Raw genomic sequence first — 25,504 nt, 5'->3', positions numbered from 1 at the left:
CGCCTGATCCAAACAGTTTGTGTGCAGGAGCTAAATGAACGCGCTCAGCCTTTCGAATAGATTAGCGACGTAATCCAAGTTTGTTGATTAGTTCACGGTAACGTTGTACGTCTGTGTTACGTAGGTATTTAAGTAAGTGACGACGACGACCTACCATTTTAAGAAGACCACGTTGTGAGTGGAAGTCTTTTTTGTGAGTTGCTAAGTGAGCGTTTAAAGCGTTGATTTCAGCAGTTAATACAGCGATTTGTACTTCTGGTGAACCAGTGTCGCTTTCGTGTGTGCGGTACTCAGCAATGATTTCGTTTTTGCGTTCTTTTGTGATTGCCATGTGAATGGACCTCCTAAATAGTGAAAAATATCCCCATTAGCTAAGCTATCGTTGGAGTAACGGAAAGCCGGGCTAAGGTTCGTACGGTTTTTGTACTGATAAATCGTAACATATTTTGTATAGACAAGCAACTATTAAGCGTGGTCGTTTAAATATTCGATTGCAGCCTGCTTATCTTTTTCGATCTGCGCTATCAGCTCATCAATTCCATTGAACTTCTTCTCACTTCTGATCCGATGGTACCAGCCGACGATTACTTCCTCGCCGTAAATGTTTTTATTAAAGTTGAAGATATGTACTTCAATGGATAGCTGTTTATGATCTGGGTTATTGAATGTCGGTTTATAGCCAACATTGCACACGCCGTCAAACCACTCGTTCTGTACAAGAATTTTGACAGCATAGACTCCTGTGGCCGGAATGAAGCAGCCTTCCATATGCTGTACATTCGCCGTTGGGAATCCAAGTGTCCGCCCACGTTTATCGCCGTGCACTACAATGCCCGGTACCTCAAAAGCACGTCCGAGCAGCATGCGCGCTTCTTCCATATCTCCATCTTTCAATGCTTTACGAATGCGTGTTGAACTAATCTTCTCGGAAACATCTGTATACTTGTCGACAACTGTCACTCCAAACGATTCTGCGCCCAGCTGACGCATCAGCTCCATATCTCCTTTGCCGAATGCACCAAAGGAATAATCAAAGCCAGCTGTCACATGCTTGACATTCAAATCACGAATGAAGTGTTTGACAAAGGCTTCTGGTGAAAGCTTTGCAAAATCAGATGTGAAGTTCACGACAAACACCGTATCTATATCCAACGTAGCCAGTGTATCTAGTTTTTGCTGAAGCGGTGTAATATAAAACACCTTTTCATTACGTCCGCCAAGCACAATAGATGGGTGCGGATCGAATGTCATAACCGCGCTCTTATAGCCTTTTCCTTTTGCCGTTGCAATCGCTGATTTGATGACAGCTTGATGCCCTCTATGCACTCCATCAAAAAAACCAAGTGCTAGAGAATATGGTCCTTCCGTCGATCCCAGCTGATGCGGGTATTTTAAATGAATTACGTCCATAACTGCGCCTCCTACTCGATTTCAGGGAACATTTTATCAGGTTTCATCTGTCCATGCTTTGTTGGATGCTTGATATAAACCGCGAACGCCTTCCCTTCCACCCCAAACACTAATTTATCATTTACTTCTAATAATGGATGAACCGGCAGGACTTGTCCATTAAAAATTTGCTTGCGGTTTGTATCATCAATTTCCACATATGGATAATCACTAAGTACATATTCAACTGGGAGAATGAAGCTTGTGTCTTGTGTTTCCATTTTTTCTGCTACTTGTTCCAGCGTTAAACAATGTTCTTTTGTAAAGGTTCCAGATGAAGTGCGTACAAGCTCATACATATGTGCCGGGTAGCCCAATACTTCACCAATCTGGACAGCAAGCGTACGAATATATGTCCCTTTGCTGCATTTGATGCGGATAGAGAATGTTACTTCTTCTCCTTCGAACATGTCTCCGTCGCTCAGCAGCTCGAGCTCATAGATATTTACCTTCCGTGTAGGCCGTTCTACTGTTTGACCAGCGCGGGCATATTCATAGAGCTTTTTACCATTCACTTTCACAGCAGAGAACATTGGTGGAGTCTGTTCAATTTCTCCTGTTAATGCAGCAAGTGCAGCAAGAATCTCCTTGCGTGAGAGCGATTTATATGTTGTGTCCTGCTCTACTGTGTCTCCTTCTGCGTCCTCTGTTGTCGTCATTCTTCCGATAGAGATAACGGCTTCATAGGTTTTCCCGGCATCCGTTAAATATTCAGCGATGCGTGTTGCCTGGCCGATGCAGATCGGCAGAACGCCTTCTACCCCTGGATCAAGCGTGCCTGTATGGCCGACTTTTTTTGTTTTTAAGATTTTTCGCAGTTTGAATACACAGTCATGGCTGGTCATACCGCGTTCTTTCCATAATGGTAAAATGCCGTTCATCAAATTGCTCCTTTTTAGTTAGAAAGACATTTCTGTACCAATCTGATAAAAAAATGTCCGCTTGTTAATATTGTTTTCCACTATAAGAAAACCCGCAGCAAATTGCGGCGGGTTTTTTCTTATTTGTCTTCATGTAAAGAACGAAGCAGTTCATCAATTTTATTTCCATATTCCACTGAAGAGTCGAATTCAAAGGAAATTTCTGGTGTGCGGCGTAAGCGAATGCGAGAACCGACTTCTGATCGGATAAAGCCTGAAGCTTTTTCCAATGCTTTCAACGTTTCTGCACGCTCACGTTCACTGCCTAAAGATGTGATATACACCGTCGCCTGCTGTAAGTCGCCTGTTACATCTACATCTGTTACGGTAACAAAGCCTACGCGAGGGTCTTTGATTTTACGAGTGATAATTTCGCCGATTTCTTTCTTCATTTGTTCAGCTACTCGGTTAGAACGTAGAGACATACATGTCACCACCTTTTGTTTAAACATTCGATATCGCTTTTTCCACCTACATGGTAAAGCTGCTGTTATAAATATTCACGCCATATATCAAGCATTTCCCATTCCGGATTTGACTGCAGGTAGTGTATTGCATGGTTCATTTCACGGTCGGCCGCCTCTTTTGAAGAAGAGACAGTTACGACTGCTAAACGTGTACGCTGCCACACATCCTGATGGTCAATTTCCGCAACGGAAACATTAAACTTCTGCTTTGTGCGTGTGATCATCCGCTGTAAAACGGCGCGCTTTTCTTTTAACGAATGGGCAGTTTGAATGATGAATTCAATTTCCGCATATACGATCATTATGCGCGTTTAATTTCTTCCATTACGAAGGCTTCAATAACATCGCCTTCTTTAATGTCGTTGTAATTTTTGATTGTAATACCACATTCGTAGCCTTTTGCGACTTCTTTTGCATCATCTTTGAAGCGTTTTAAAGAATCAAGTTCGCCTTCGAACACGACAATACCTTCACGGATAATACGAACGCCTGCATCACGCTGCATTTTTCCTTCTGTTACATAAGAACCGGCAATCGTACCCACTTTGGATACTTTGATTGTTTGACGAACTTCTGCCTGGCCGATGATTTTTTCTTCATACTCAGGATCAAGCATACCTTTCATCGCCGCTTCGATTTCTTCAATTACTTTGTAAATGATACGGTGCAGACGAATATCTACGCCTTCCTCTTCGGCAGCACGTTTTGCGTTTGTATCTGGACGAACGTTGAAACCAATTACAATCGCATTTGAAGCAGCAGCAAGAGAAATATCAGATTCTGTAATTGCACCTGCGCCTGTATGGATGATTTTTACATTTACACCTTCTACATCAATTTTCATTAAAGATGCAGCCATCGCTTCCACTGTACCTTGTACGTCAGCTTTTACGATCAGGTTCAATTCTTTTACATCACCTTGGCTCATTTGCTCAAATAGGTTATCAAGCGTTACACGCTGCTTTTCAGAACGCTGCGCTTGAATAGCTGTCATAGCACGAGATTCACCTACAGAACGCGCTGTCTTCTCGTCTTCAAATACAACGAAGCGATCTCCAGCTTGTGGCACATCATTAAGACCTGTAATTTCAACCGGCGTTGAAGGACCTGCCTCTTTTACACGGCGACCAATATCATTTACCATTGCACGGACACGTCCGTAAGCATGACCTACTACGATTGGATCTCCAACACGTAATGTTCCATCCTGTACTAATAAGGTTGCCACAGAACCGCGGCCTTTATCCAACTGAGCTTCGATTACTGTACCAAGCGCAGCACGGTTAGGATTTGCTTTTAGTTCAGCTACTTCCGAAACTAATAAAATCATTTCTAGAAGCTGTTCGATTCCTTCACCTTTCAATGCTGAAATCGGTACGAAAATTGTATCGCCGCCCCAGTCTTCAGGAACAAGAGCATGTTCTGTCAATTCCTGCATTACACGATCTGGGTTAGCAGATGGTTTATCCATTTTGTTAACCGCTACGATAATTGGTACTTCGGCTGCTTTCGCATGGTTGATCGCTTCTACAGTTTGAGGCATCACGCCGTCATCTGCAGCTACGACGATAATCGCCATGTCCGTTACTTTCGCACCGCGCGCACGCATTGTTGTAAACGCAGCATGCCCTGGTGTATCAAGGAAGGAAATCTTTTTCCCATTTACTTCTACTTGGTAGGCACCAATATGCTGTGTAATACCGCCTGCTTCTCCAGCCGTTACTTTTGTGTTACGAATTGAGTCAAGAAGTGTTGTTTTACCATGGTCAACGTGTCCCATGATTGTGACAACCGGCGGACGCTCTTCCAGCTCATTTTCATTTACTTCAGCTTGTTCGAAGTGTGTTTCTAAATCTGTAATATCCACACGTACTTCTTCTTCTACTTCTACCCCGTAATCCGCACAAATTAACTCGATTGCATCTTTATCCAACTCTTGGTTAATTGTTGCCATTACACCAAGCATGAATAGTTTTTTGATAATTTCTGAAGGCTCCCGGTGAAGTTTTTTTGCAAGCTCTGCAACGGATAAGCTTTCATAGAATGTAATTTTTTCTGGTAATGGTTTTTGAACCATTTGCACCGGCTGCTGCGGCTTATGCGTACGGCGCTTTCCGCCATGAATTCCTGGCTTGCGGCGTTGCTGGCCACCTTTATTATTGTTGTTACGGTTGTTATTATTATTGTTTCCGCCTGGGCGGTTATTATTGTTGTTTTGTGTCATATTTCTATTTTGGCTACCTTTATTCTTTTTTTCGCCCGAAGACGATGGTTGATTTGCTTGAGAAGCATTACCTGCTTTTCGTTGTTGGTTCGACGCTTGTGGACGCGTTTCTTGCTTTCTGCCCTGCTCTTTTGCTTGTGCATTTGCAGGCGCTTTAGAAGGAGTTGCTGCTTTCGGTTCTGCTTTCTGCTTAAAGACAGAATCAAGTTTTGAAACAGTATCAGCCTCTAGTACAGCCATATGATTTTTCACTGGCGTGTTCAGCTTTCCTAACTGTTCAATTACTTCTTTACTCGTTTTATTTACCTTTTTCGCATATTCATGAACTCTAACTTTGCTCATCTGCTCACCCCCGATTATTTTTCGTTGAGTAGACTAGACATTTTCTTCGCAAACCCACTGTCTGTAATAGCTAGCGTGACACGGGCTTCTTTCCCTGTGGCATGTCCGAGATCATACCGACTCCCGAGTACATGCAACTCAACGTTGTAATACTTACATTTATCTGTCAATTTTTTGCTAGTATTCGCTGAAGCATCGGATGCAAGCAACACAATTTTTGCATTGCCATGACGAATTTCTTTTATGACTAGCTCTTCTCCAGACACCACTTTACGTGCTCTTGCTGCCAATCCCAGCAATTGCAGTACAGCTTGATTGGTCATAGAATCGACTCCCTGCGAATCAGGTGGAGTAATTCTTCATATACCTCATCTGGAATGTTAGCCTCTAATTGACGTTCTAAAATATGTTTCTTACGCGCTAATTCAACTGCTTCTTCTGATTTAGATACGTAGGCACCACGACCAGATTTCTTTCCCGTAGGATCGACAGACACTTCGCCTTCCTTCGAGCGGACGACACGGATCATTGCCTTTTTAGGAAGCATTTCTCCTGTGGCTACACATTTGCGTAATGGAATCTTCTTATTTGTCGACATCAGAATTCACCTCTCTACAGTAACAATATACAATATGCCTTCCAGTTTTTAGCGCCGGAAACCTTGTGATACCCTGGCTCAAAAGAAAAAGGGCTCCATTTATTCAAGACACCTGGACAGGCACAAAAAACTGTTTCCCCGATTATTCTTCGTCGTCGGCGTACAAATCGTACTCGATATCTTCATCATCCATTTGTGGAACGAACGTGCTTGTTTCGCTAGGATAAATGCCTAATTCACGGGCATCTGTTTCACTTTTAATATCAATTTTCCACCCTGTCAATTTTGCAGCAAGGCGGGCATTTTGACCACGTTTACCGATTGCAAGTGATAACTGGTAATCCGGTACAACAACTGTCGTTGATTTTTCCTCTTCATTTACCTGTACATCCAATACTTTAGACGGACTTAAAGCATTCGCTACAAAAACGATCGGATCTTCAGACCACTCAACGATATCAATTTTCTCACCGTTCAGCTCGTTAACAATTGTTTGTACACGTGCACCTTTTGCTCCAACACATGAACCGACTGGGTCTACTTCTTCATTATGCGCATAAACCGAGATTTTTGAACGGTCACCCGCTTCACGGGCAATTGACTTAATTTCCACCGTACCGTCAAAAATTTCCGGTACCTCTTTTTCAAATAAGCGACGTAACAGACCAGGGTGTGTACGGGAAACGATAATTTGAGGACCTTTCGTTGTACGTTCCACTTTCGTGATGTAGACGCGGATATGTTCCTGCGGTTTATATTGTTCCCCTTGAATTTGTTCATTTAATGGTAACGCGGCTTCGACCTTTCCAAGTGACAAGTAGATATTTCGTTGGTCTTGACGCTCAATTGTACCAACAACGATATCATCAACTGAATCTACATATTCCTCATAGATACGGCCACGCTCTGCTTCACGAACACGCTGCGTAACAACCTGCTTAGCAGTTTGAGCTGCAATACGGCCGAAGTTGCGAGGCGTTACTTCCTGCTCCACAACATCATCTACTTCATAAGCAGGGTTGATTGCTTTCGCATCTTCCAAAGAAATCTCCAGACGATCGTCTTCTACTTCTTCCACAACATTTTTACGAGAATAAACAATCATAGAACCTGTATCTAAATTCAAGTCGACGCGCACATTTTGTGCCTGGTTGAAGTTGCGTTTATACGCAGTTACCAACGCCGCCTCAATCGCTTCGATCAATACTTCTCTCGAAATGCCCTTTTGCTGCTCCAGTGCCGTTAAAGCATCTAGTAAATCACTATTCATTTTTGTTTTCACTCCTAAATTTGCTTATCTGAAAAGTCAATGGCATATCTCGCCTGTGCGACTTTTTCTTTTTCAATTTGTACATTTACTTTGCGTGTTTTAATACGGACTTCCATGGATAAGCCTTCCTCATTATATGCGGTTAAGTATCCTTGGAATTCTTTCATATCTTTGACTGGCTCATACGTTTTTACGTAGATGTACTTGCCTACCGCTTTTTCAAAGTCCGTCTCTTTTTTAATCGGGCGCTCAGCTCCAGGTGACGATACTTCCAAATAGTAGTTTTGCTCAATCGGGTCTTTTTCATCCAATATGAGACTCAACCGTTCGCTCACTTGTGCACATTGGTCGATGTCAATTCCGCCTTCCGGTGTATCGACATACACACGAAGAAACCAGTTGCGGCCTTCCTTTACGAACTCGATATCCACAAGCTCCAAGTTTAACTCTGTTGTAATGGGCGTTACCAATTCTTCGATCATTGACGTAACCTTGCTCATTATATCCTCCTTACGCCACCATTTTTCTCGTAATTAGAAAGACACATCTCGCCCCAAATAGAGCGAGATGATGTCCTTGCTTATGTAGAGAACAACGCAAAATTTGTCCTCTACTAAAACACAAATTCCACCAGCAAGTGGTGAAATTCGGGTCTCAACAGCTGTTGTTTGTCATCGGAAATCTGCATCCAGGCTCAGACAACAGAAAAGAGCGGGAGAAACCCACTCTTTTGCTGTGTACCTATCAACAAATTATTACATTTAGGATAGCATACCTTATTTCATAATGCAAATGAACATATTTTAACTTCTTTCGGCACACGTCTTCTATCTTTAAAAATGATTAAAGGAATAAGGATATGGCAGTCTCTTCAATTGGTCTCCTGCTGTCCGAATAAAAAAGGACGGAATCCCTCTACCGACTGACTGAGGCTACTATGACGCTGAGACATCATTGATACCCGATTGTCTTGCTTAGAATAGCGATAATTGGTTGGCATCCGGCATTCCGTCCAGACAGCCAAGCTGATCCATATAATCGATCAACGTCTTCGATACACGGCCGCGGCGCTGTAGGTCTTCCTTCGATAAGAACTCTCCTTGTTCGCGAGCTGCAACAATTTGTTTCGCTACGTTTGTACCTAGACCAGGAATCGCATCGAATGGAGGGATGAGTGTGTTGCCTTCGATAATAAACTCACTTGCCTGCGAACGATACAAATCAACCTTTTGCAAGCTCATGCCGCGCTCGCACATTTCAAGCGCAATCTCAAGGACTGTCATTAAGTTTTTCTCTTTCGTAGAAGCATCAAGCCCTTTAATAGCAATTTCATCGATTTTTTGGCGGATCATCGCTGAACCTTGTGTCATTGCAATCAAATCAAAATCATCTGCACGAACCGTAAAGTACGCTGCATAGTAAAGAATTGGATAATGCACTTTAAACCAGGCAATACGCACCGCCATTAATACATAGGCTGCAGCATGGGCTTTCGGGAACATGTATTTAATCTTTTTACAAGAATCGATATACCATTCCGGTACTTTTTTATCGCGCATCTCTGCTTCCATATCTTCTGTGAGCCCTTTTCCTTTACGGACAGATTCCATAATTTTAAAGGCGAACGACGGTTCAAGTCCTTGATAAATCAGATAAACCATAATGTCATCCCGACAGCCGATTACCTCTGACAGCACACATGTACCGTTTTGGATAAGCTCTTGCGCATTGCCAAGCCATACATCGGTACCATGGGATAAACCAGAAATCTGTACAAGTTCACTAAATGTTGTCGGTTTTGTACTTTCAAGCATTTGACGAACGAACTTGGTACCAAATTCAGGAATTCCAAGCGTTCCTGTTTTTGTACCAATCTGCTCTTCAGTTACGCCAAGTGACTCTGTTGTCGAAAAGATTTTCATGACTTCAGGATCATCAGTCGGGATTGTTTTTGGATCAATACCCGATAAATCCTGCAGCATACGAATCACGGTCGGATCATCGTGTCCAAGAATATCAAGTTTTAAAATATTATCGTGGATTGAGTGGAAGTCAAAGTGTGTTGTTTTCCACTCTGCATCCTGAGCATCGGCCGGATACTGCACTGGCGAGAAGTCGTAGATGTCCATATAATCAGGAACTACGATAATCCCCCCTGGATGCTGGCCGGTTGTACGTTTTACTCCTGTACAGCCTTGAACGAGACGATCTACCTCCGCATTGCGGAATGACAAGTTATTGTCGTTGGCATACCCTTTTACATAACCATAAGCCGTCTTTTCTGCAACCGTACCGATTGTTCCGGCACGATATACATAGTCTTCCCCGAATAATACTTTCGTATAATTATGGGCTTGCGGCTGATATTCACCAGAGAAGTTCAAATCAATATCCGGTACTTTATCTCCTTTAAACCCTAAGAATGTTTCAAACGGGATGTCCTGACCATCTTTTTTATACGGAGTTCCGCATTTTTCACAATCTTTGTTCGGCAAGTCATAACCCGATGCGACCGATCCGTCTGCAATGAATTCCGAATGCTTACAACTTGGGCAGACATAATGCGGCGGTAATGGATTCACTTCGGTAATTTCCATAAATGTCGCGACAAGAGAGGAACCAACCGAACCACGGGAACCCACTAGATAACCATCTGCCAATGATTTTTTTACAAGTTTGGCGGAAATCAGATAGATTACACCGAATCCATGTCCCAGAATAGACTTTAGCTCTTTTTCAATCCGTGCCTGTACAATTTCCGGAAGTTCCTCACCATAAATACGGTGTGCCATTTCATACGTAAGGTTCGTTACTTCATCATCAGAGCCTTCAATTTTCGGTGTATAAAGATCATCTTTAATCGGTTTGACATCACCAATCATATCCGCAACCTTCCGTGTATTCGTTACAACGATTTCTTTTGCAAGATCCGGACCTAAAAATTCAAATTCCTGCAGCATTTCATCAGTTGTTCGGAAATGTACTTTTGGAAGCGGGCTTCGATTGAGCGGATTCGCCCCACCCATTGAACCAATCAATATTTGCCGGAACTTATGGTCTGTCTCGTCTAAATAATGCACATTCCCTGTTGCACAAACTGGTATATCGAGCTTCTTCCCAAGCTTTACAAGGCGGCGGATAATATCTTCGAGATTCCATTCGTCATGCACGACGCCTCTATCAATTAATGGTGAATATACCGGTTTTGGATGCACTTCAATGTAATCATAGAAGCGTGCCACCTTTTCAGCTTCTTCCGGTGTCTTGTTCATCATCACTTCAAATAGTTCACCATTTGAACAGCCTGAACCGACAATTAATCCTTGGCGGAGTTTCTTCAAATCAGAACGACGAATGCGGGGCACGCGGTAATATGTCTGTGTATGAGCAATAGAAACGAGCTTGAATAAATTTTTCAATCCGTCGTTATCTACCGCTAAAATTGTACAGTGGCTTGGACGTGCCTGCTTATATCCATCCGCGCCGCCTACATGGCCATTGAATTCATCATGATAAGCAATACCCAGCTCGGTCGCCTGCTTCATAAGATGAAGCAGCAGCTCACCTGTAGCCTCTGTATCATAGATTGCACGGTGATGCTGTGAAAGTTCAATATTGTATTTTTTCGTCAATGCTTTCAGATTATGAGCCTTCTGCCCCGGGTTCACAAGACGCGACAGTTCAACCGTATCAATAGCCGGATGTTCTACGCCCTCAATGCCTGCCTTCTTATACGCTACATATAAGAAACCAAGGTCAAAGGAAGCGTTGTGGGCAACGACAATGGCGTCACCGATAAAATCATGAAATTCGGTAATGACCTGCTCAATATCAGGCTGGCCGACGAGCATATCATCTGTAATATGAGTAAGTTCAATAATTTTTGCTGTTAATTTTCGATGTGGATTTGCAAAACGCTCGAACCTGTCTACTATTTGGCCGTTTTGAATTTTGACGGCTGCAAGCTCGATAATCGTATCATAAACATTGGAGAAACCAGTTGTTTCCACGTCGAATACAACATAGGTTGCATCTTCAAGGGCAGTATGCTGCTCGGCATAAGCAATTGGTGCACCATCGTCTACTAGATTTGCTTCCATCCCATAAATGACCTTAATGCCGTTCTTTTTCCCCGCTGCATACGCATCCGGGAATGCCTGAACGACTGCATGATCCGTAATAGCAACAGCAGGATGCCCCCACTTTGCTGCCTGTCCAATCAGCTTATCAATTGGTGTCACAGCATCCATCTGGCTCATTGGGCTATGCATGTGCAATTCTACTCGTTTTTGGCCTTCAGGAGCTAAATCTTTCCGTGACTCTTTTTTAATTTCATTAATATCGCGTGCCATCATAACCATATCTCGGGCGAATGAATCGAACTGAATAGAGCCGCGTACACGTACCCACATGCCTTTTTTCAATTGTTCCATCATCGCTACATCATCGTCTCCGCGTGAGAACATTTTGATGAGCATAGAATCCGTGTAGTCTGTCATTTTAAACTCTAGTAATGCCCGGCCGCTTTTCAAAATTTTAATCTCGCTTGCAAATACAAAGCCTTCAAGAATGATGGAGCCTTCTTCTTCCACAATTGAACGAATCTCAGCCACTTCTGGGTTTTTAATTGCCCCACCTAATTGGAAAGGACGATCCTGAAGCACACCTGCTGGATTTTCAGCCTTCTCTTTTTCACGACGTTTGAAGTCTTCAAGCGCCTGCTGCGAGAACCGCTCCTCTTCCTGTCTGCGCTGCTCATAAAATGCTTCTTGCATGGCAAGCATTTCTTCGCTTGGATCTACCAGCTGAAAGTCGATTGGCATTTGCGGAAAACCTAATGCTTGATATTCTTGGGTAATACGTTCTGCATATTTGGCCTTCAATTGCATGTGCTGGATATCATGCTCGACATTTGCAACAATTTTATTACCCGTCCATATTGGAATCTGCTTTACAAGCTGATTGCGCAGCGGCGGTGACATATCATCGATTGCATCAATAACAGCCAGCCAGTAATCATGTACAAGCTGTTCTGTCACTTGTGGTGTGCGAGCCTCTACTGATAATGACGCTTGAGCAATATGAGCAAACTTCTCCGCCATTCTGAGCTGCATCAATTGATAAACTTGGTACGGAAGAATTTGTTCGACTATAATGCCAAACTGCCATACTCGTCTTTTCTTATGAACGGTCATTCGGGATAGTTCCCCACCTTCAAAAAACGACATATACACATCATCTGTCAGTTCAAGCTGTTGGAGCAGCAATTGAAAGCGCTCTTTAGCCTCTTGGGTCACAATTTCCCCCTCCTTATTTTGAAAAAGAAAGGAAAGCACACATCGCATGCTTCCCCCCTTTTTTTCTTTCTATTAGTTCATGCTGAAGAATTCGTTCAGTCGATCGAAGACTTCTTCTTTTGCCCATTCGAACGTTTCGCCTGAGTGACGGAATTTCACTTCGACTAAGCCTTCTGCTGCTTTCTTGCCCACCGTTATGCGTACTGGCAGCCCGATTAAATCGGCATCAGCAAATTTTACACCTGCACGCTCGGCACGGTCATCATATAGGACAGCGTAACGGAACGATTTCAATAAGCCGTATAACTCATCAGCAAGTTGTACTTGCGCTTCGTCCTTTGTATTAACCGGTACTAGGTGTACGTCATACGGGGCCAATTGCTTCGGCCATACGAATCCTTTTTCATCTTGGAAGTGTTCTGCAACGGCTGCCAGGATACGGGAGACTCCAATTCCGTAGCAACCCATAATAAATGGCTGTGCTTTGCCGTTTTCATCCAAGAACGTTGCATTCATTTTTGCAGAATACGTCGTACCCAGCTTGAAGATATGACCTACTTCGATACCTTCTGCAAACTTGATGATCCCTTGTCCATCCGGCGATGGATCACCCTCTTGAATGAAACGGATATCTTCATAAGAATTAATCGCAAAATCGCGTTCAGGATTTACATTCACGAAGTGGAAGCCGTCTTCATTTGCTCCTGCCACACCATTACGGATTGATTTAATTGCATTGTCTGCTATAACTTTTACGTTTACCGGCAACTTCACAGGCCCAATTGACCCGATTGTGCAGCCAAGTAATTCTTTAATCTCTGCCTCTTCTGCTAATTCAACAGAATCTGCACCTAGAGCATTCTTCAATTTAATATCATTGATTTCATGGTCTCCACGTGCCAGTACAACAACTAATTCCTCATCAATTTTGAAGACAAGGGATTTGATGCAGTTGTCAGCAGATGTTTCTAAGAAGTTTGACACTTCTTCGATTGTTTTTACCTCTGGTGTTGCTACTTTTTCTAATTCCTTCATGGCAGCATCACTCGCTTTATAATCTACTACTACTTCTGCCATTTCAATATTTGCTGCATAATCAGAAGAATCCGAGTAAGCGATCGTATCTTCACCAATTTCAGAAAGAACCATGAATTCATGCGTTCCTTTACCACCAATAGAACCTGCATCCGCGATTACTGCACGGAAGTTCAAACCAAGGCGTGTAAAAATATTTGAATACGCACGATACATATCTTCATATGTAGCATCCAGGCTCTCACGCGTTGCATGGAATGAATAAGCATCCTTCATAATAAATTCACGGCCGCGAAGTAAGCCGAATCGCGGGCGTTTTTCATCACGGAACTTTGTTTGAATTTGATAAAGTGTTAATGGTAATTTTTTATATGATTTAATTTCGTCACGAACTAGTGTCGTAACTACTTCTTCATGTGTTGGTCCTAGAGCAAAGTCACGGTTATGACGATCTTTAAAGCGCATTAATTCCGGACCGTATTTTTCCCAACGGCCTGACTCTTGCCAAAGCTCTGCCGACTGCATTGCTGGCATTAGTAACTCCTGTGCGTTTACTGCTTCTAATTCTTCGCGGATTACTTGTTCAATTTTTGCCAGCACTTTGCGCGCCAGTGGTAAGTATGAATAAATACCGGATGCATTCTGACGAATAAATCCTGCACGAAGAAGCAATTGATGTGATTTCACTTCCGCATCAGCCGGCACTTCACGAAGTGTTGGTATGAAAGTTAGACTTTGTTTCATAAAGTTGTTCCACCTTTTATGTTTTATAACTTAAGCATAATCAAATTTAGCTTTGGACGCTACTGTTATTAACACAAGAGCGCCCAAAGCCAGAAGAAAAGGACCTCGGACAAAGAGCCCGAAACCCTCTACATTCATTTAAAAATTAATTAGAAGAAGAATCGTTGAATATCGTTCCATGTTACCACAACCATCAAGATCATTAAAAGAACGATGCCTACAAAATGGATAAGCCCCTCTTTTTCACGATTCACCGGTCGGCCGCGTACTGCTTCAAAACCGAAGAACAGAAGGCGTCCGCCGTCTAATGCTGGCAGAGGAAGGAGATTCATGATTCCAAGGTTAATGCTCAGGACTGCTGCCCAGTGCATCAGATTATAGATGCCGTACTTCGCCACTTCTTCTGTATTTTTATAAATTCCTACAGGACCGGACAAGTCATCAATGGAAAATTGCCCTGTTACTAGTTTGCCGAGCATTTTTACAATCTGTACTGTCCACGTATAGGTATTTTCAGCAGCGTTAGGAATAGCTTGGAGCGGTGCTTTCTCATACGGAGTTTCATAAAGGACACCGATTTGGCCGACCTTGCCTTCTTCTGACTCAACCGTTTTCGGTGTAATCGCTAACGGTACGGCTTGTCCTTCTCGTTCTACTACAAACTCAAGGCGGTTTCCTGGATTACGGCTAATTGTCTCGGACAATTCCTGCCATGTAGTAATTTGTGTGCCATTTATCGATTTCACATAGTCACCGTCCTGCATTCCAGCTGCTCTCGCAGGACCATCATCTGTTACTTGTGTAATAACCGGCTCATACGTAGGAACCCCTTGGAATAAGCCGATAAGGATAAAAATGAAAAACGCCAGGATAAAGTTAAATAACGGACCCGCAAAGATCGCCATTGCACGCTGACCCACTGTTTTTGAATCAAATTGTCGATCGTATGGGGCAATAATTGTTTCCTTGCCATTTTCCACTATTACAGCTGTCCGCGATACTTGATAACGAATGAGACGCTGTTCCTCACTCTCGTCATCCTCGTCATACCCTTCGATCCATAGTTCCTTATTTAAATCTGCGCGCTCTACCTCTAAAAACACCACATTCGGGTGATGGTTGTTTTGATTTAAAATGATTTTTTCAACAACATTGTCTTCGTTTGTGACAAGCGCTACACGATATCCTGGCTGAAGCTCGACCGAATCGAAGTCCTCTCCTGCCATCCTTACATATCCTCCAATTGGAAGTAAGCGGATTGTATAGAGTGTATCGCCCTTCGTCATACTGAAGATTTTCGGCCCCATCCCGATCGCAAATTCGCGAACCATAATACCTGCACGCTTTGCGAAAATAAAGTGCCCCAGCTCATGAAAGAATACGAGCGAGCCAAAAATGATTATAAATGCAATAATTGTTTGCATACTTTCCCACCTTCACGAGCAAATTCCTGTACGATTTTATTTTACCATGTTCTGTACGCTTTTTCTCGTCTCGCTATCCACATGTAAAATCGTTTCCAAATCCGGCAGCAGAATATTTTCATGTGTATCCATTATACGTTCAATACACTCTTCAATTTGTAAGAATGTTATTTTTTCCTGAAGGAATAGCGCAACAGCCGCCTCATTTGCCGCATTCATTGCTGTCAGCATCGTCCCGCCTGCACGCCCTGCATCATATGCAAGCTTCAGTGCACGGTAGCGGTCAAAATCGGCTTCCTCGAAATGCAGCTTACCAATTTCAGCTAAATTCAATCGCTTTCCTCCAATGAGCGGAATCCGGTCAGGGAAAGTCAACGCATATTGGATTGGCACACGCATGTCCGGAGTACCCAGCTGTGCCATAACACTTGTATCATGATATTCAACCATCGAGTGAATAATGCTTTCCCGGTGTAAAAGTACATCGATACGGTCATATGGCATATCGAATAATACATGAGCTTCAATGACTTCTAGACCTTTGTTCATCATTGTCGCCGAGTCGATTGTAATTTTCGCGCCCATCGCCCAGTTCGGGTGATTGAGTGCATCCTTCACTGTCACCCCTTCTAACTCCGTCCGTGTCCGGTCACGGAAAGAACCGCCTGAAGCCGTAAGAATTAAGCGTTCAATTGCTTTTGGATTTTCTCCATTCATTGATTGGTAAAGAGCAGAATGCTCGCTATCCACTGGTAGAATAGCTACGTCATACTTCTTTGCCTCTGTCATGACAAGGTGACCGGCTGTTACAAGCGTCTCCTTGTTTGCAATTGCGAGAGTTTTGCCCATACGAATCGCTGCTAAAGTAGATTCCAAACCGACACTTCCAAGTACTGCGTTCAGCAGTACCGTTGTATCTGGATGAGTAGCAACTTCCACCAAGCCTTTTGTTCCGTATGTAAATTGCACATGCGGGAACTCTTTGGATAACGCATGTGCATCAGTCTCTTCTTGTACGGAAACAAGTTCGGGGCTCAACTGTAAAATGATTTCTCTTGTTTTTTCAATATTTCTTCCTGATGAGAATGCAACGAGCTGAAATGCTTCCCGGTTTTCGGCGATAATATCAATCGTCTGCAAACCGATGGAGCCTGTTGCACCAAGCAAACTAATTTTCTTCATTACGGAGGACTCCTTTATTAGCTAACAAAATGCAGTAAGTTCAATAATGGTAAAACAAATAAAAGACTATCAAAGCGGTCTAAAATACCGCCATGACCAGGTAGGATTGTACCTGAGTCTTTTACATCATAATGGCGTTTGATGGCTGATTCCACCAAATCTCCCATCTGTCCAAACACCGAGCTGACGACCGCTACAATGATGAGGCCTGTCCAAGAAATATTAAACGGCGTAATAAATTGCATAATAATTGCTGCTACAACAGCAATTACGATCCCTCCTACAAATCCTTCTACTGTTTTATTCGGGGAAATGTCCGGCCATAACTTCCGTTTACCAAAGCTTCGCCCCGTGAAATAGGCACCTGAATCCGTCGTCCACACAATCAGCAGAGCAAAAACAATGTACTCTAGACCAGCGCCGCGCGTCTCAATTAAATAATAAAAACCTATTCCAACATAAAGGGTGCTCAAGATAACGAAGGCTGCATCATCGAAAGTGAAGTGATTTTTCACTATGACAGAGTAGACTAGCAGTAATACTGCTGCAATAAATAATAATTCTAGTTTCGAATAGGTTGTCCACGCCTGGATCTGCTCTTCCCAACCATCAGGCATCATTAAAACAAAAGTGGCAAGTAGGCCTAGGATGCCCGGCACTGAGAAAATCGGCAGTTTTTTCATGCGTAATATTTCATATATGCCAACTGCCGCAAGCGCATAAACTAACAGCGTAAACGGCAGTTTTCCATATATGACAAACGGGATAAAAAGAGCTGCTGCTACGACTCCCGTTATGATTCGTGTTTTCACTCTGTTCCTTCTCCTTTCAGCCCCCCATACCGGCGATTCCGGTTCTGATATACATCAACAGCCTCTTGAAGACATGCCTCATCAAAATCAGGCCATAATGTATCAGTAAACCAAAACTCCGTATAGGCAAGCTGCCAAAGCATAAAATTGCTCAAGCGGACTTCTCCACTCGTGCGAATTAACAAATCCGGTTCAGGGAGCTCTGCTGTCATTAAATAATCGGTTACCCGCTCTTCAGTTATATCTTCCATCGTAAGCGTCCCGGCCTGCACCTCTGCCATCATTGTTTTCATCGCTCTTACTATTTCATCCCGGCTGCCATAATTCATCGCAAAGTTCAAAATCAGTCCTGTATTGTCTTTTGTTGCCTCCATAGCAGCATCAAGCGCTTTTTGCGTATGTACAGGCAGCACCGCTTTATCTCCAATCATTTGAACCCGGATATTCAATTCCATCAATTCCGGTAAAAAGGAATTTAAGAATTGTCCTGGCAAGCTCATTAAAAATTCAACTTCCGTTTTTGGCCGTTTCCAGTTTTCTGTGGAAAATGCATAAAGAGTTAATACTTGAATACCAATCTTACTCGCATAACGAGTCACTTTTTTTACGGTATTCATCCCCTCATGATGCCCTTTTATACGTGGCATGGCACGTTTTTTTGCCCAACGACCGTTCCCGTCCATAATAATTGCAATATGTGAAGGGATACATTCATCATTAACTAAGCCCTTTTGCTGATTCATCGTATTCTTTTTATGTGTTTTTTTGCCAAATAGCTTGTTAAACATCGTAACTCCTCCAACTGCTTCACATTAGGACTGCAAGTCTATCATATCAAAAACGGCTAGGTGTGTCCCTTTTTTCTTCAATGTTACATGAATCAAAATGGCGCTGTATTTATGTATATCCCCTTGTGTAACCTTTTCACCTAACGATAGAAAAGACGCCCTGAGTTTAGGACGTCTTAATCCATGAAAAGTTCTAGACTGTTTGATACGTACTTACATACCCAGTAAAGTCTATGCAGTTACACTGATAAAATTTCTTTTTCTTTTTCTTTTGCTGTCTCGTCCACTTTTGCAATGTACTCATCTGTTAATTTTTGGATATCATCTCCGTAACCACGTAGATCATCTTCTGTGATTTCGCCGTTTTTCTCCAATTTTTTCAGATCATCGTTTGCATCACGACGCACGTTACGTACTGCAACTTTTGCTTCTTCTGCTTCTTTTTTCACTACTTTTACAAGCTCCTTACGACGGTCCTCTGTTAATGCAGGAATCGCAAGGCGGATGACATTACCATCATTTGTCGGTGTAATACCGATATCTGATTTCATAATGGCCTTCTCAATTTCACCTAGAATTGTTTTATCATAAGGTGTTATCACAAGAAGACGCGCTTCTGGTACAGATACACCAGCAAGTTGATTGATTGGTGTTGGTGCCCCATAGTAATCAACTGTAATACGGTCCAGCAGGGATGCACTAGCACGGCCAGCACGGATAGATGCTAGTTCACGACTGAATGCAGCCAATGATTTTGTCATTCTTTCTTTTGCTTGATCTAATACTTGTTTCGTCATTATGAATTCCTCCTAACAACAGTTCCAATTTTTTCGCCCATAACAGCGCGTTTAATATTGCCTTTTTCCATAATGGAGAATACAACTAATGGAATATCATTATCCATACATAGTGTTGAAGCTGTTGAATCCATTACTTGTAATCCTTGTTGAATAACGTCTAAATAAGTGAGTGTGTCATACTTAATTGCAGAAGAATCTACTCGTGGATCTGCAGAGTAAACACCGTCTACATTATTTTTCGCCATTAAAATTGCATCTGCACTAATTTCTGCAGCACGTAATGCAGCTGTCGTATCTGTTGAGAAGAATGGGTTACCTGTCCCTGCGGCGAAAATCACCACGCGCTTTTTCTCTAAATGACGTACAGCTTTACGGCGAATATAAGGCTCTGCCACTTGTGTCATGACGATGGATGACTGTACACGTGTTTCAATGTCCAGCTTCTCCAATGCATCTTGTAACGCCAAAGAATTCATTACTGTTGCAAGCATTCCCATGTAGTCGGCAGAAGCACGTTCCATGCCCATTTCACTGCCTACTTTGCCGCGCCAGATATTACCGCCGCCTACTACGACCGCAACTTCGACACCAAGGTCTACAACTTCTTTTACTTCTTCAGCAACAGATTTGATAATTTCCGGCGATAATCCAAACCCTGCATCTCCTGCTAATGCTTCGCCGCTTAATTTAATTACTACTCGCTTATAATGTGCCACACTCATAGTAAGCCCCCGTTACTCATTTATTTAAAAGGAAATAGATTGCTATTTCGCTGTTTTCCATTCATTTCTTGAAAAATAGGGAACACATTATGTGTTCCCTATTTGTAATCACACAATTGTGTGAACATATTTAAATTAGTTGCCTTTTACTTGGTTCATTACTTCTTCAGCAAAGTTATCTTCACGTTTCTCGATACCTTCACCTACAGCGTAACGAGTGAAGCTAGTTACGTTACCGCCAGTTGATTTCACGAAGTCACGAACTTTTTGGTCAGAGTTCTTAACGAATGTTTGATCTAATAGACATACGTCTTCGAAGTATTTACCAAGACGGCCTTCAACCATTTTCGCAACAATGTTTTCTGGCTTGCCTTCATTTAGAGCTTGTTCAGTTAATACTTTGCGCTCACGCTCTACTTCTTCTTCAGATACTTCGTCACGTGATACGTAAGTTGGGTTGATTGCAGCGATGTGCATTGCAATGTCTTTTGCAGCTGCTTCATCAGTAGAGCCTTCTAAAGCTACTAATACACCGATTCGACCGCCCATGTGCAGGTAAGCACCGAATGCATCTGCATCCGTTTTTGTTTTAATTTCAAAACGACGAAGTGTGATTTTTTCACCAATTGTCGCAACAGCTGTAGAAATTTGATCAACGATTTTTACGCCGTCTTTTTCTAATTCTAAAGCAGCTTCTACTGATTCTGGTTTTGCAGCTAATAATTGCTCAGCTAAAGAAGCAACTAACACTTGGAATTTTTCGTTTTTCGCTACGAAGTCAGTTTCAGCGTTTACTTCAAGGATGATTGCTTCATTACCTTCAGTCAGGATATAAGTTGTCCCTTCTGCAGCGATACGATCCGCTTTTTTAGCAGCTGAAGAAAGACCTTTTTCACGTAGGAAATCGATTGCAGCTTCTAGGTTGCCGTCAGTTTCCACTAGTGCTTTTTTACAGTCCATCATACCTGCGCCAGTTTTTTCGCGTAGTTCTTTTACTAATTGTGCAGTAATTGCCATTTGAGTTTCCTCCTTGAGTTTGAAAATCAATATATTTAGGAGCAGCAAGGGCTCTAAATCTTAAAAAAAGGTGATAAGAGGGATCATCCACTTATCACCATTTGTACGAGTGAATTACTCAGCTGTTACTTCTTCTTCTACAGCTGGAGCTTCTGATTCACCTTGTTTTGACTCGATTAATGCATCAGCCATTTTAGCAGTTAATAATTTAACAGCACGGATAGCATCGTCGTTTGCTGGAATTACGTAGTCGATTTCATCTGGATCACAGTTAGTATCAACAATACCAACGATCGGAATGTTCAATTTACGTGCTTCTGCAACAGCAATACGCTCTTTACGAGGGTCTACTACGAACATTACGTCCGGAATACCTGTCATATCACGGATACCGCCTAAGAATTTTACTAGACGTTCGTGTTCTTTTTTAAGTTGGATAACTTCTTTTTTAGGAAGAACTTCGAAAGTTCCATCTTCTTCCATGCGCTCGATTTCTTTTAAACGAGCAACACGTTTTTGGATTGTACCGAAGTTAGTTAACGTACCACCTAACCAGCGTTGGTTGATGTAGTAGTTGCCTGAACGTTCAGCTTCTTCTTTAATAGCTTCTTGAGCTTGTTTTTTCGTACCAACGAAAAGAACTTTACCACCATCTTGGCCAACTTGGCGCATGAAGTCGTAAGCTTCTTCTAATTTTTTAACTGTTTTTTGTAAATCGATAATGTAGATACCGTTACGTTCAACAAAAATGTATTTTTTCATTTTTGGGTTCCAACGGCGAGTTTGGTGACCGAAATGTACACCAGCTTCAAGTAATTGTTTCATTGAAATTACTGACATGAGTTTGTCCTCCTAGTATGTTTGGTTTTTTTCCTCCGCACTTTTCATCTGTAACAAGCAACCCGTACGCATACGAGCACCACTTACTACATCAAAATGCGTGTGTAATGTTAACACCGTTAGATACTATACCATACAGTTCACAGGCGGTGCAACTATTTTAAGTATGGAACTTGAGCAATAACTCAATTTCCGTTTTACCTTTCTGCGTTTTCTTCGCAATTTCTTCAATTGTTTTGCCCGCCCGATACATCTCTACTACTTCCTCATCAAAAGATGTAAGGTATGCCTGCTCCTCTTGCTTTTTCACTGGCAATGCCTTTTCTAGTTTTTGTTCAGCCGGCTTATCTTCAATTGCATCATGCTGTTTTTGCCTGTTATAGGCATTAGCAGCAAAGGCAAGAGGCACATACTTTCTTTGTTGTGCCGCATTAGATTCAGGCAGTAAATCTGGTTCTGAAGAAGCGACGCTGTTCTCGATCAATTGATCACCATTCTCTTCTTCAGCAAAATGTTTTTCCTCTACAGACGGCTGCTTTACTGCTGTAAGTTCCTGAATCAAGCGGTCATTCTCTTCCTTCATCTCCATTAAATATAAGCCAATGGCATCGTCCAGTTCCTTAGTAATCCGTTCCTGACGTTGTTCTAAATCTTTGAACTTTGCCAGCTTGCTATTCAACAGGATGATGAAGAAAAAGCTCAGCAGCTGGCTGATGAATAATACAGCTAATATGATTGAAACCATTGTGTCTCCTATCCGGTATAATCAATAAAATTCCCCTTAAATGGATGGTGGGCTTTCGGCCGCTCCTGCTCTCCATTTTTCTTTTCTCCCATTGAGGATTGACTCCCTCCATTGCCGCTCCCCTCATCCTCTTCTGTAACAGCATCCGCATTTTCAGCTGTATTGACGGCCAGCTGCTTCCGCTCCAATTCCTTCTTAAGCGCTTCATTCGCATTCATTTGCTGATGAATGACATTTTGCTGATGCTGATCCGCTATTTTTCCCGCTTCGAATGTTTTTGGAATCGCAATTTGCAGTTCCACGGCTTTTAAACTCATGGCTACTCCTCCTATGCATTCATCATTTCAGAAGATAAAAACCTGCGCAGCTTAAACAGTGCCTTTGAATGGATTTGAGATATTCGAGATGTCGACAGATCAAGCATTTCTCCGATCTCTGTCAGAGTCATTTCTTCCGTATAAAACAGGCTTAAGACAAGCTGCTCTTTTTCATTGAGCTTTTTAATATTCTCTGCCAGATCCTCTAATAACTCCGAACGCACCACATGTTGTTCAGGGGTTTTGGTCTGCTCATCCCGGATAACGAAACTTTTCCCTTCCGAATCTTCTTGATCCTGCTGTTCATTAATAGATAGGACATTCGAGAAAAAATGCTCTTGAACCGTTTGATATACATCTTCAACCGGCAGATTCATATGTTCAGCTAATTCTTCAGGAGTTGCATGCCTCATCAGCTTCTGCTCCAGATGCTCAATCTGTGCTTCTAGCTTCTTTGCCTTTTCTCTTGCCGAGCGGGGGAGCCAGTCCTCTTTCCGAAGACCATCGATAATAGCCCCTCTTACACGGAAGGAAGCATACGTATCAAACTTCAAATCTCGATTTATATCAAATTTATTCAACGCGTCAAATAGGCCCATCATTCCAAGGCTGACGAGGTCATCCCGCGACACATTTTTCGGCAAACCAGCACCTATTCGTTGTACATGGTAGGAAACAAGAGGCTTGTATTTTTTAACCAGCAAGTCTCCTGCTTGTGGATCCCGATTGTTTATCCAGCTATTCCAAAGCTTTAGTTCTTCACTACTCGGTTGCGTCATTCGTATCCACCTCTCTTCAACAAAACGTACCTACTGTATATTATACCAAATTTATAGCTATTTTACACACGCTTCCTAAGCACTAAATCTAGTATTCTAGGAGCAGAAATCCTATTCTTTCTTAAAGAAAAAGAGAGCTTTTGCCAATGCTGGGCGACTCCCTCCTTTGTCCTTTAAAAAGTTTATAAAAAAAGAGCCGATTTCTCGGCCCTGCTTTTCTATGAAGGAATTGCTGGTTAATGATTCGGCAAAGTTTTCTCCTCTGAATGCATCATTGTCCGTACCACCTTAGCAATCTCTTCCTCATCTTCTATAGTTGACGTTCGATTGAAAGATGGAATCTCCAGCTCTTCTTTTTGCTCTTCTATCTCTTTTTTTACTTTTATTTCCTCAAACGTTACCTCTTCTGGTGTGAATAGTACATACCCTAAAAGCCAGCGTGCAGGATATGCGCATAAAAACACAACAAGCGCTGTGACGAATGAGCCTAGCAGTGTTTCCAGGGGCATCGCATATGGCTGTTGAAGTGCCAGGGCAAAGTATGCAGCGAAGCCCAGTAACGCTGCCCAGCAATTGTACAAAAACGAGCCGTACATCATATTTCGCTCACTCCTCTGTTCACTGTCCGGATATTCAATTTAGCCGTAGCCGGATCAAATTCAATCGTCCGGCCGCTATTTCCACCTGTATCTTCAGCAACAAGCGGGATGCCGTTCTTTTTTAGTTCAGCCTTTACCGCTTCGACATTTCTCGGTCCGATCCTCATAGTATCCTTGTCGGAGGTAAACTGGAACATTTGTGCCCCGCCTGCAATTTTCGCCTTCAATCTAAATGTTTGGACACCTTCAATTTTTAATAGATCAATTAATGCTTTAATACCCGTATCTGCAAATTTCGCGACATTCAGCTCTTGCATACGACCTAAACTCGAATCTGGCAGCATTATATGCACCAGCCCTGCAATGTGCTTTACCTCGTCATATAAAACAACGCCGACACAGGACCCAAGCCCTGACGTCCGAATCGTATTCGGTTGTTTCGCTACATCCATCTGGGCAATCCCAACCTTGACCACTTCATTTATACCAATCATATTTACGCTACTCCAAGAGCCTTGAAAATGGCCTCAAACGAATCTGGATCAGGCAGCAGGAAGAAATGACCGCGTACTGACTCTTTGTCTTCAAATTCGTCGTCTAAAATGGATGTATTGATGACGATGACATGATCACTTATATGGGATAACTCAATTAATCCAATACTAATAATAGCTCCAAACATATCTACACTTAATCCAGGTACCGTTGGGTAGATTTTCAATCCCGTAAAATCGGATAATGCTGAAAGATAGGAACCCGATAATATATTCCCCATCTCCTGCATGGCAGACAACCCTAACTCCGACACAGGGAAGTTCGCAAAATCAAATGTTTCATCATGAATCAATCTCCGGATGAATCGGTTTGCCTGCTCAATCGGCAATACAAAGAACATGCTTCCTTCAGCATCCCCTTCAATTCGCAGGAAAATGCCGACCACCACATTTTCCGAACCGCCGACAAGTTCCATCATGTCGTTGAATGAGACCATCTCCACTTTTGGTACCCGCATATCAATCTTTTTATTCAATAAATCTGATAAGGCTGTTGCTGCATGAGCTGCTCCGATGTTACCAATCTCTTTTAATACATCTAAATGGAGCGAAGTAATTTTTTGATGAAAGTTCATATAG

The 25,504-nt window shown here is 42.5% G+C and carries 26 protein-coding genes; all 26 read right to left on the bottom strand.

Annotated features, from left to right (window positions below; translation table 11 throughout):
- Nucleotides 1-61: 61 nt before the first annotated feature.
- Nucleotides 62-331, bottom strand: a complete 270-nt coding sequence (gene rpsO / locus AA0Y26_RS04750; protein ID WP_036152368.1) for a 30S ribosomal protein S15 — start codon at nt 329-331, stop codon at nt 62-64.
- A gap of 134 nt (nt 332-465) precedes the next feature.
- A complete protein-coding gene (ribF, locus tag AA0Y26_RS04745) occupies nt 466-1,410 on the bottom strand; it encodes a riboflavin biosynthesis protein RibF (protein WP_413365577.1) in 945 nt (314 codons plus the stop codon).
- 11 nt (nt 1,411-1,421) lie between these two features.
- A complete protein-coding gene (truB, locus tag AA0Y26_RS04740) occupies nt 1,422-2,330 on the bottom strand; it encodes a tRNA pseudouridine(55) synthase TruB (RefSeq protein ID WP_413365576.1) in 909 nt (302 codons plus the stop codon).
- Nucleotides 2,331-2,449: 119 nt separating this feature from the next.
- Nucleotides 2,450-2,794, bottom strand: coding sequence for a 30S ribosome-binding factor RbfA (rbfA, locus tag AA0Y26_RS04735; protein WP_413368049.1), 345 nt, complete (start codon nt 2,792-2,794; stop codon nt 2,450-2,452).
- Between the two features lie 65 nt (nt 2,795-2,859).
- Entirely contained in the window at nt 2,860-3,138 is a 279-nt protein-coding gene (locus tag AA0Y26_RS04730) for a DUF503 domain-containing protein (protein WP_413365574.1), read from the bottom strand.
- Nucleotides 3,138-5,402: a translation initiation factor IF-2 gene (gene infB, locus AA0Y26_RS04725; protein ID WP_413365572.1), complete on the bottom strand. Its 2,265-nt coding sequence runs from the start codon at nt 5,400-5,402 to the stop codon at nt 3,138-3,140. The genes AA0Y26_RS04730 and infB overlap by 1 nt, the downstream gene beginning before the upstream one ends.
- Nucleotides 5,403-5,416: 14 nt before the next feature.
- Nucleotides 5,417-5,725, bottom strand: a complete 309-nt coding sequence (locus AA0Y26_RS04720) for a YlxQ family RNA-binding protein (RefSeq protein ID WP_413365570.1) — start codon at nt 5,723-5,725, stop codon at nt 5,417-5,419.
- A complete protein-coding gene (gene rnpM, locus AA0Y26_RS04715; RefSeq protein ID WP_413365569.1) occupies nt 5,722-6,000 on the bottom strand; it encodes an RNase P modulator RnpM in 279 nt (92 codons plus the stop codon). The genes AA0Y26_RS04720 and rnpM overlap by 4 nt, the downstream gene beginning before the upstream one ends.
- Before the next feature lie 142 nt (nt 6,001-6,142).
- Complete coding sequence (gene nusA / locus AA0Y26_RS04710; RefSeq protein ID WP_413365567.1) at nt 6,143-7,270, bottom strand: transcription termination factor NusA; 1,128 nt, start codon at nt 7,268-7,270, stop codon at nt 6,143-6,145.
- A gap of 14 nt (nt 7,271-7,284) precedes the next feature.
- Complete coding sequence (gene rimP / locus AA0Y26_RS04705) at nt 7,285-7,770, bottom strand: ribosome maturation factor RimP (RefSeq protein ID WP_413365565.1); 486 nt, start codon at nt 7,768-7,770, stop codon at nt 7,285-7,287.
- A gap of 474 nt (nt 7,771-8,244) precedes the next feature.
- A complete protein-coding gene (locus AA0Y26_RS04700; RefSeq protein WP_413365563.1) occupies nt 8,245-12,615 on the bottom strand; it encodes a PolC-type DNA polymerase III in 4,371 nt (1,456 codons plus the stop codon).
- A gap of 24 nt (nt 12,616-12,639) precedes the next feature.
- The gene (locus tag AA0Y26_RS04695) at nt 12,640-14,346 is read right to left on the bottom strand and encodes a proline--tRNA ligase (RefSeq protein WP_413365561.1); all 1,707 of its coding nucleotides are present in this window, start codon (nt 14,344-14,346) and stop codon (nt 12,640-12,642) included.
- A 149-nt stretch (nt 14,347-14,495) separates the two neighbouring features.
- On the bottom strand, nt 14,496-15,770 hold the full coding sequence (gene rseP / locus AA0Y26_RS04690; RefSeq protein WP_413365559.1) for an RIP metalloprotease RseP: 1,275 nt from the start codon (nt 15,768-15,770) through the stop codon (nt 14,496-14,498).
- 36 nt (nt 15,771-15,806) lie between these two features.
- Entirely contained in the window at nt 15,807-16,952 is a 1,146-nt protein-coding gene (dxr, locus tag AA0Y26_RS04685; RefSeq protein WP_413365557.1) for a 1-deoxy-D-xylulose-5-phosphate reductoisomerase, read from the bottom strand.
- A gap of 17 nt (nt 16,953-16,969) precedes the next feature.
- Nucleotides 16,970-17,764 (bottom strand): phosphatidate cytidylyltransferase, encoded by a 795-nt coding sequence (locus AA0Y26_RS04680; RefSeq protein WP_413365555.1) that lies wholly within the window; start codon nt 17,762-17,764, stop codon nt 16,970-16,972.
- Nucleotides 17,761-18,552, bottom strand: a complete 792-nt coding sequence (locus tag AA0Y26_RS04675) for an isoprenyl transferase (protein WP_413365553.1) — start codon at nt 18,550-18,552, stop codon at nt 17,761-17,763. Before AA0Y26_RS04675 ends, AA0Y26_RS04680 begins: the two co-directional genes overlap by 4 nt.
- A gap of 239 nt (nt 18,553-18,791) precedes the next feature.
- Nucleotides 18,792-19,349, bottom strand: coding sequence for a ribosome recycling factor (frr, locus tag AA0Y26_RS04670; protein WP_413365551.1), 558 nt, complete (start codon nt 19,347-19,349; stop codon nt 18,792-18,794).
- The gene (pyrH, locus tag AA0Y26_RS04665) at nt 19,349-20,074 is read right to left on the bottom strand and encodes a UMP kinase (RefSeq protein WP_413365549.1); all 726 of its coding nucleotides are present in this window, start codon (nt 20,072-20,074) and stop codon (nt 19,349-19,351) included. Before pyrH ends, frr begins: the two co-directional genes overlap by 1 nt.
- 135 nt (nt 20,075-20,209) lie before the next feature.
- Nucleotides 20,210-21,091, bottom strand: a complete 882-nt coding sequence (tsf, locus tag AA0Y26_RS04660; RefSeq protein ID WP_413365547.1) for a translation elongation factor Ts — start codon at nt 21,089-21,091, stop codon at nt 20,210-20,212.
- 114 nt (nt 21,092-21,205) lie between these two features.
- A complete protein-coding gene (gene rpsB / locus AA0Y26_RS04655; RefSeq protein WP_413365545.1) occupies nt 21,206-21,931 on the bottom strand; it encodes a 30S ribosomal protein S2 in 726 nt (241 codons plus the stop codon).
- Nucleotides 21,932-22,091: 160 nt separating this feature from the next.
- Complete coding sequence (locus AA0Y26_RS04650; protein WP_413365543.1) at nt 22,092-22,676, bottom strand: hypothetical protein; 585 nt, start codon at nt 22,674-22,676, stop codon at nt 22,092-22,094.
- 8 nt (nt 22,677-22,684) lie between these two features.
- Nucleotides 22,685-22,993, bottom strand: a complete 309-nt coding sequence (locus AA0Y26_RS04645) for an RNA polymerase subunit sigma (protein WP_413365541.1) — start codon at nt 22,991-22,993, stop codon at nt 22,685-22,687.
- 11 nt (nt 22,994-23,004) lie between these two features.
- Complete coding sequence (locus AA0Y26_RS04640) at nt 23,005-23,772, bottom strand: FliA/WhiG family RNA polymerase sigma factor (protein WP_413365539.1); 768 nt, start codon at nt 23,770-23,772, stop codon at nt 23,005-23,007.
- Between the two features lie 236 nt (nt 23,773-24,008).
- Complete coding sequence (locus AA0Y26_RS04635; RefSeq protein ID WP_413365537.1) at nt 24,009-24,371, bottom strand: hypothetical protein; 363 nt, start codon at nt 24,369-24,371, stop codon at nt 24,009-24,011.
- Complete coding sequence (locus tag AA0Y26_RS04630; RefSeq protein ID WP_413365535.1) at nt 24,368-24,865, bottom strand: chemotaxis protein CheD; 498 nt, start codon at nt 24,863-24,865, stop codon at nt 24,368-24,370. Before AA0Y26_RS04630 ends, AA0Y26_RS04635 begins: the two co-directional genes overlap by 4 nt.
- Before the next feature lie 2 nt (nt 24,866-24,867).
- Nucleotides 24,868-25,500: a chemotaxis protein CheC gene (locus AA0Y26_RS04625; RefSeq protein WP_413365533.1), complete on the bottom strand. Its 633-nt coding sequence runs from the start codon at nt 25,498-25,500 to the stop codon at nt 24,868-24,870.
- Nucleotides 25,501-25,504: the final 4 nt, after the last annotated feature.

It is taken from the genome of Lysinibacillus canaveralius, assembly GCF_047301505.1.
Classification (GTDB): domain Bacteria; phylum Bacillota; class Bacilli; order Bacillales_A; family Planococcaceae; genus Lysinibacillus_B.
This window is presented reverse-complemented; position numbering and strand designations above follow the sequence as displayed.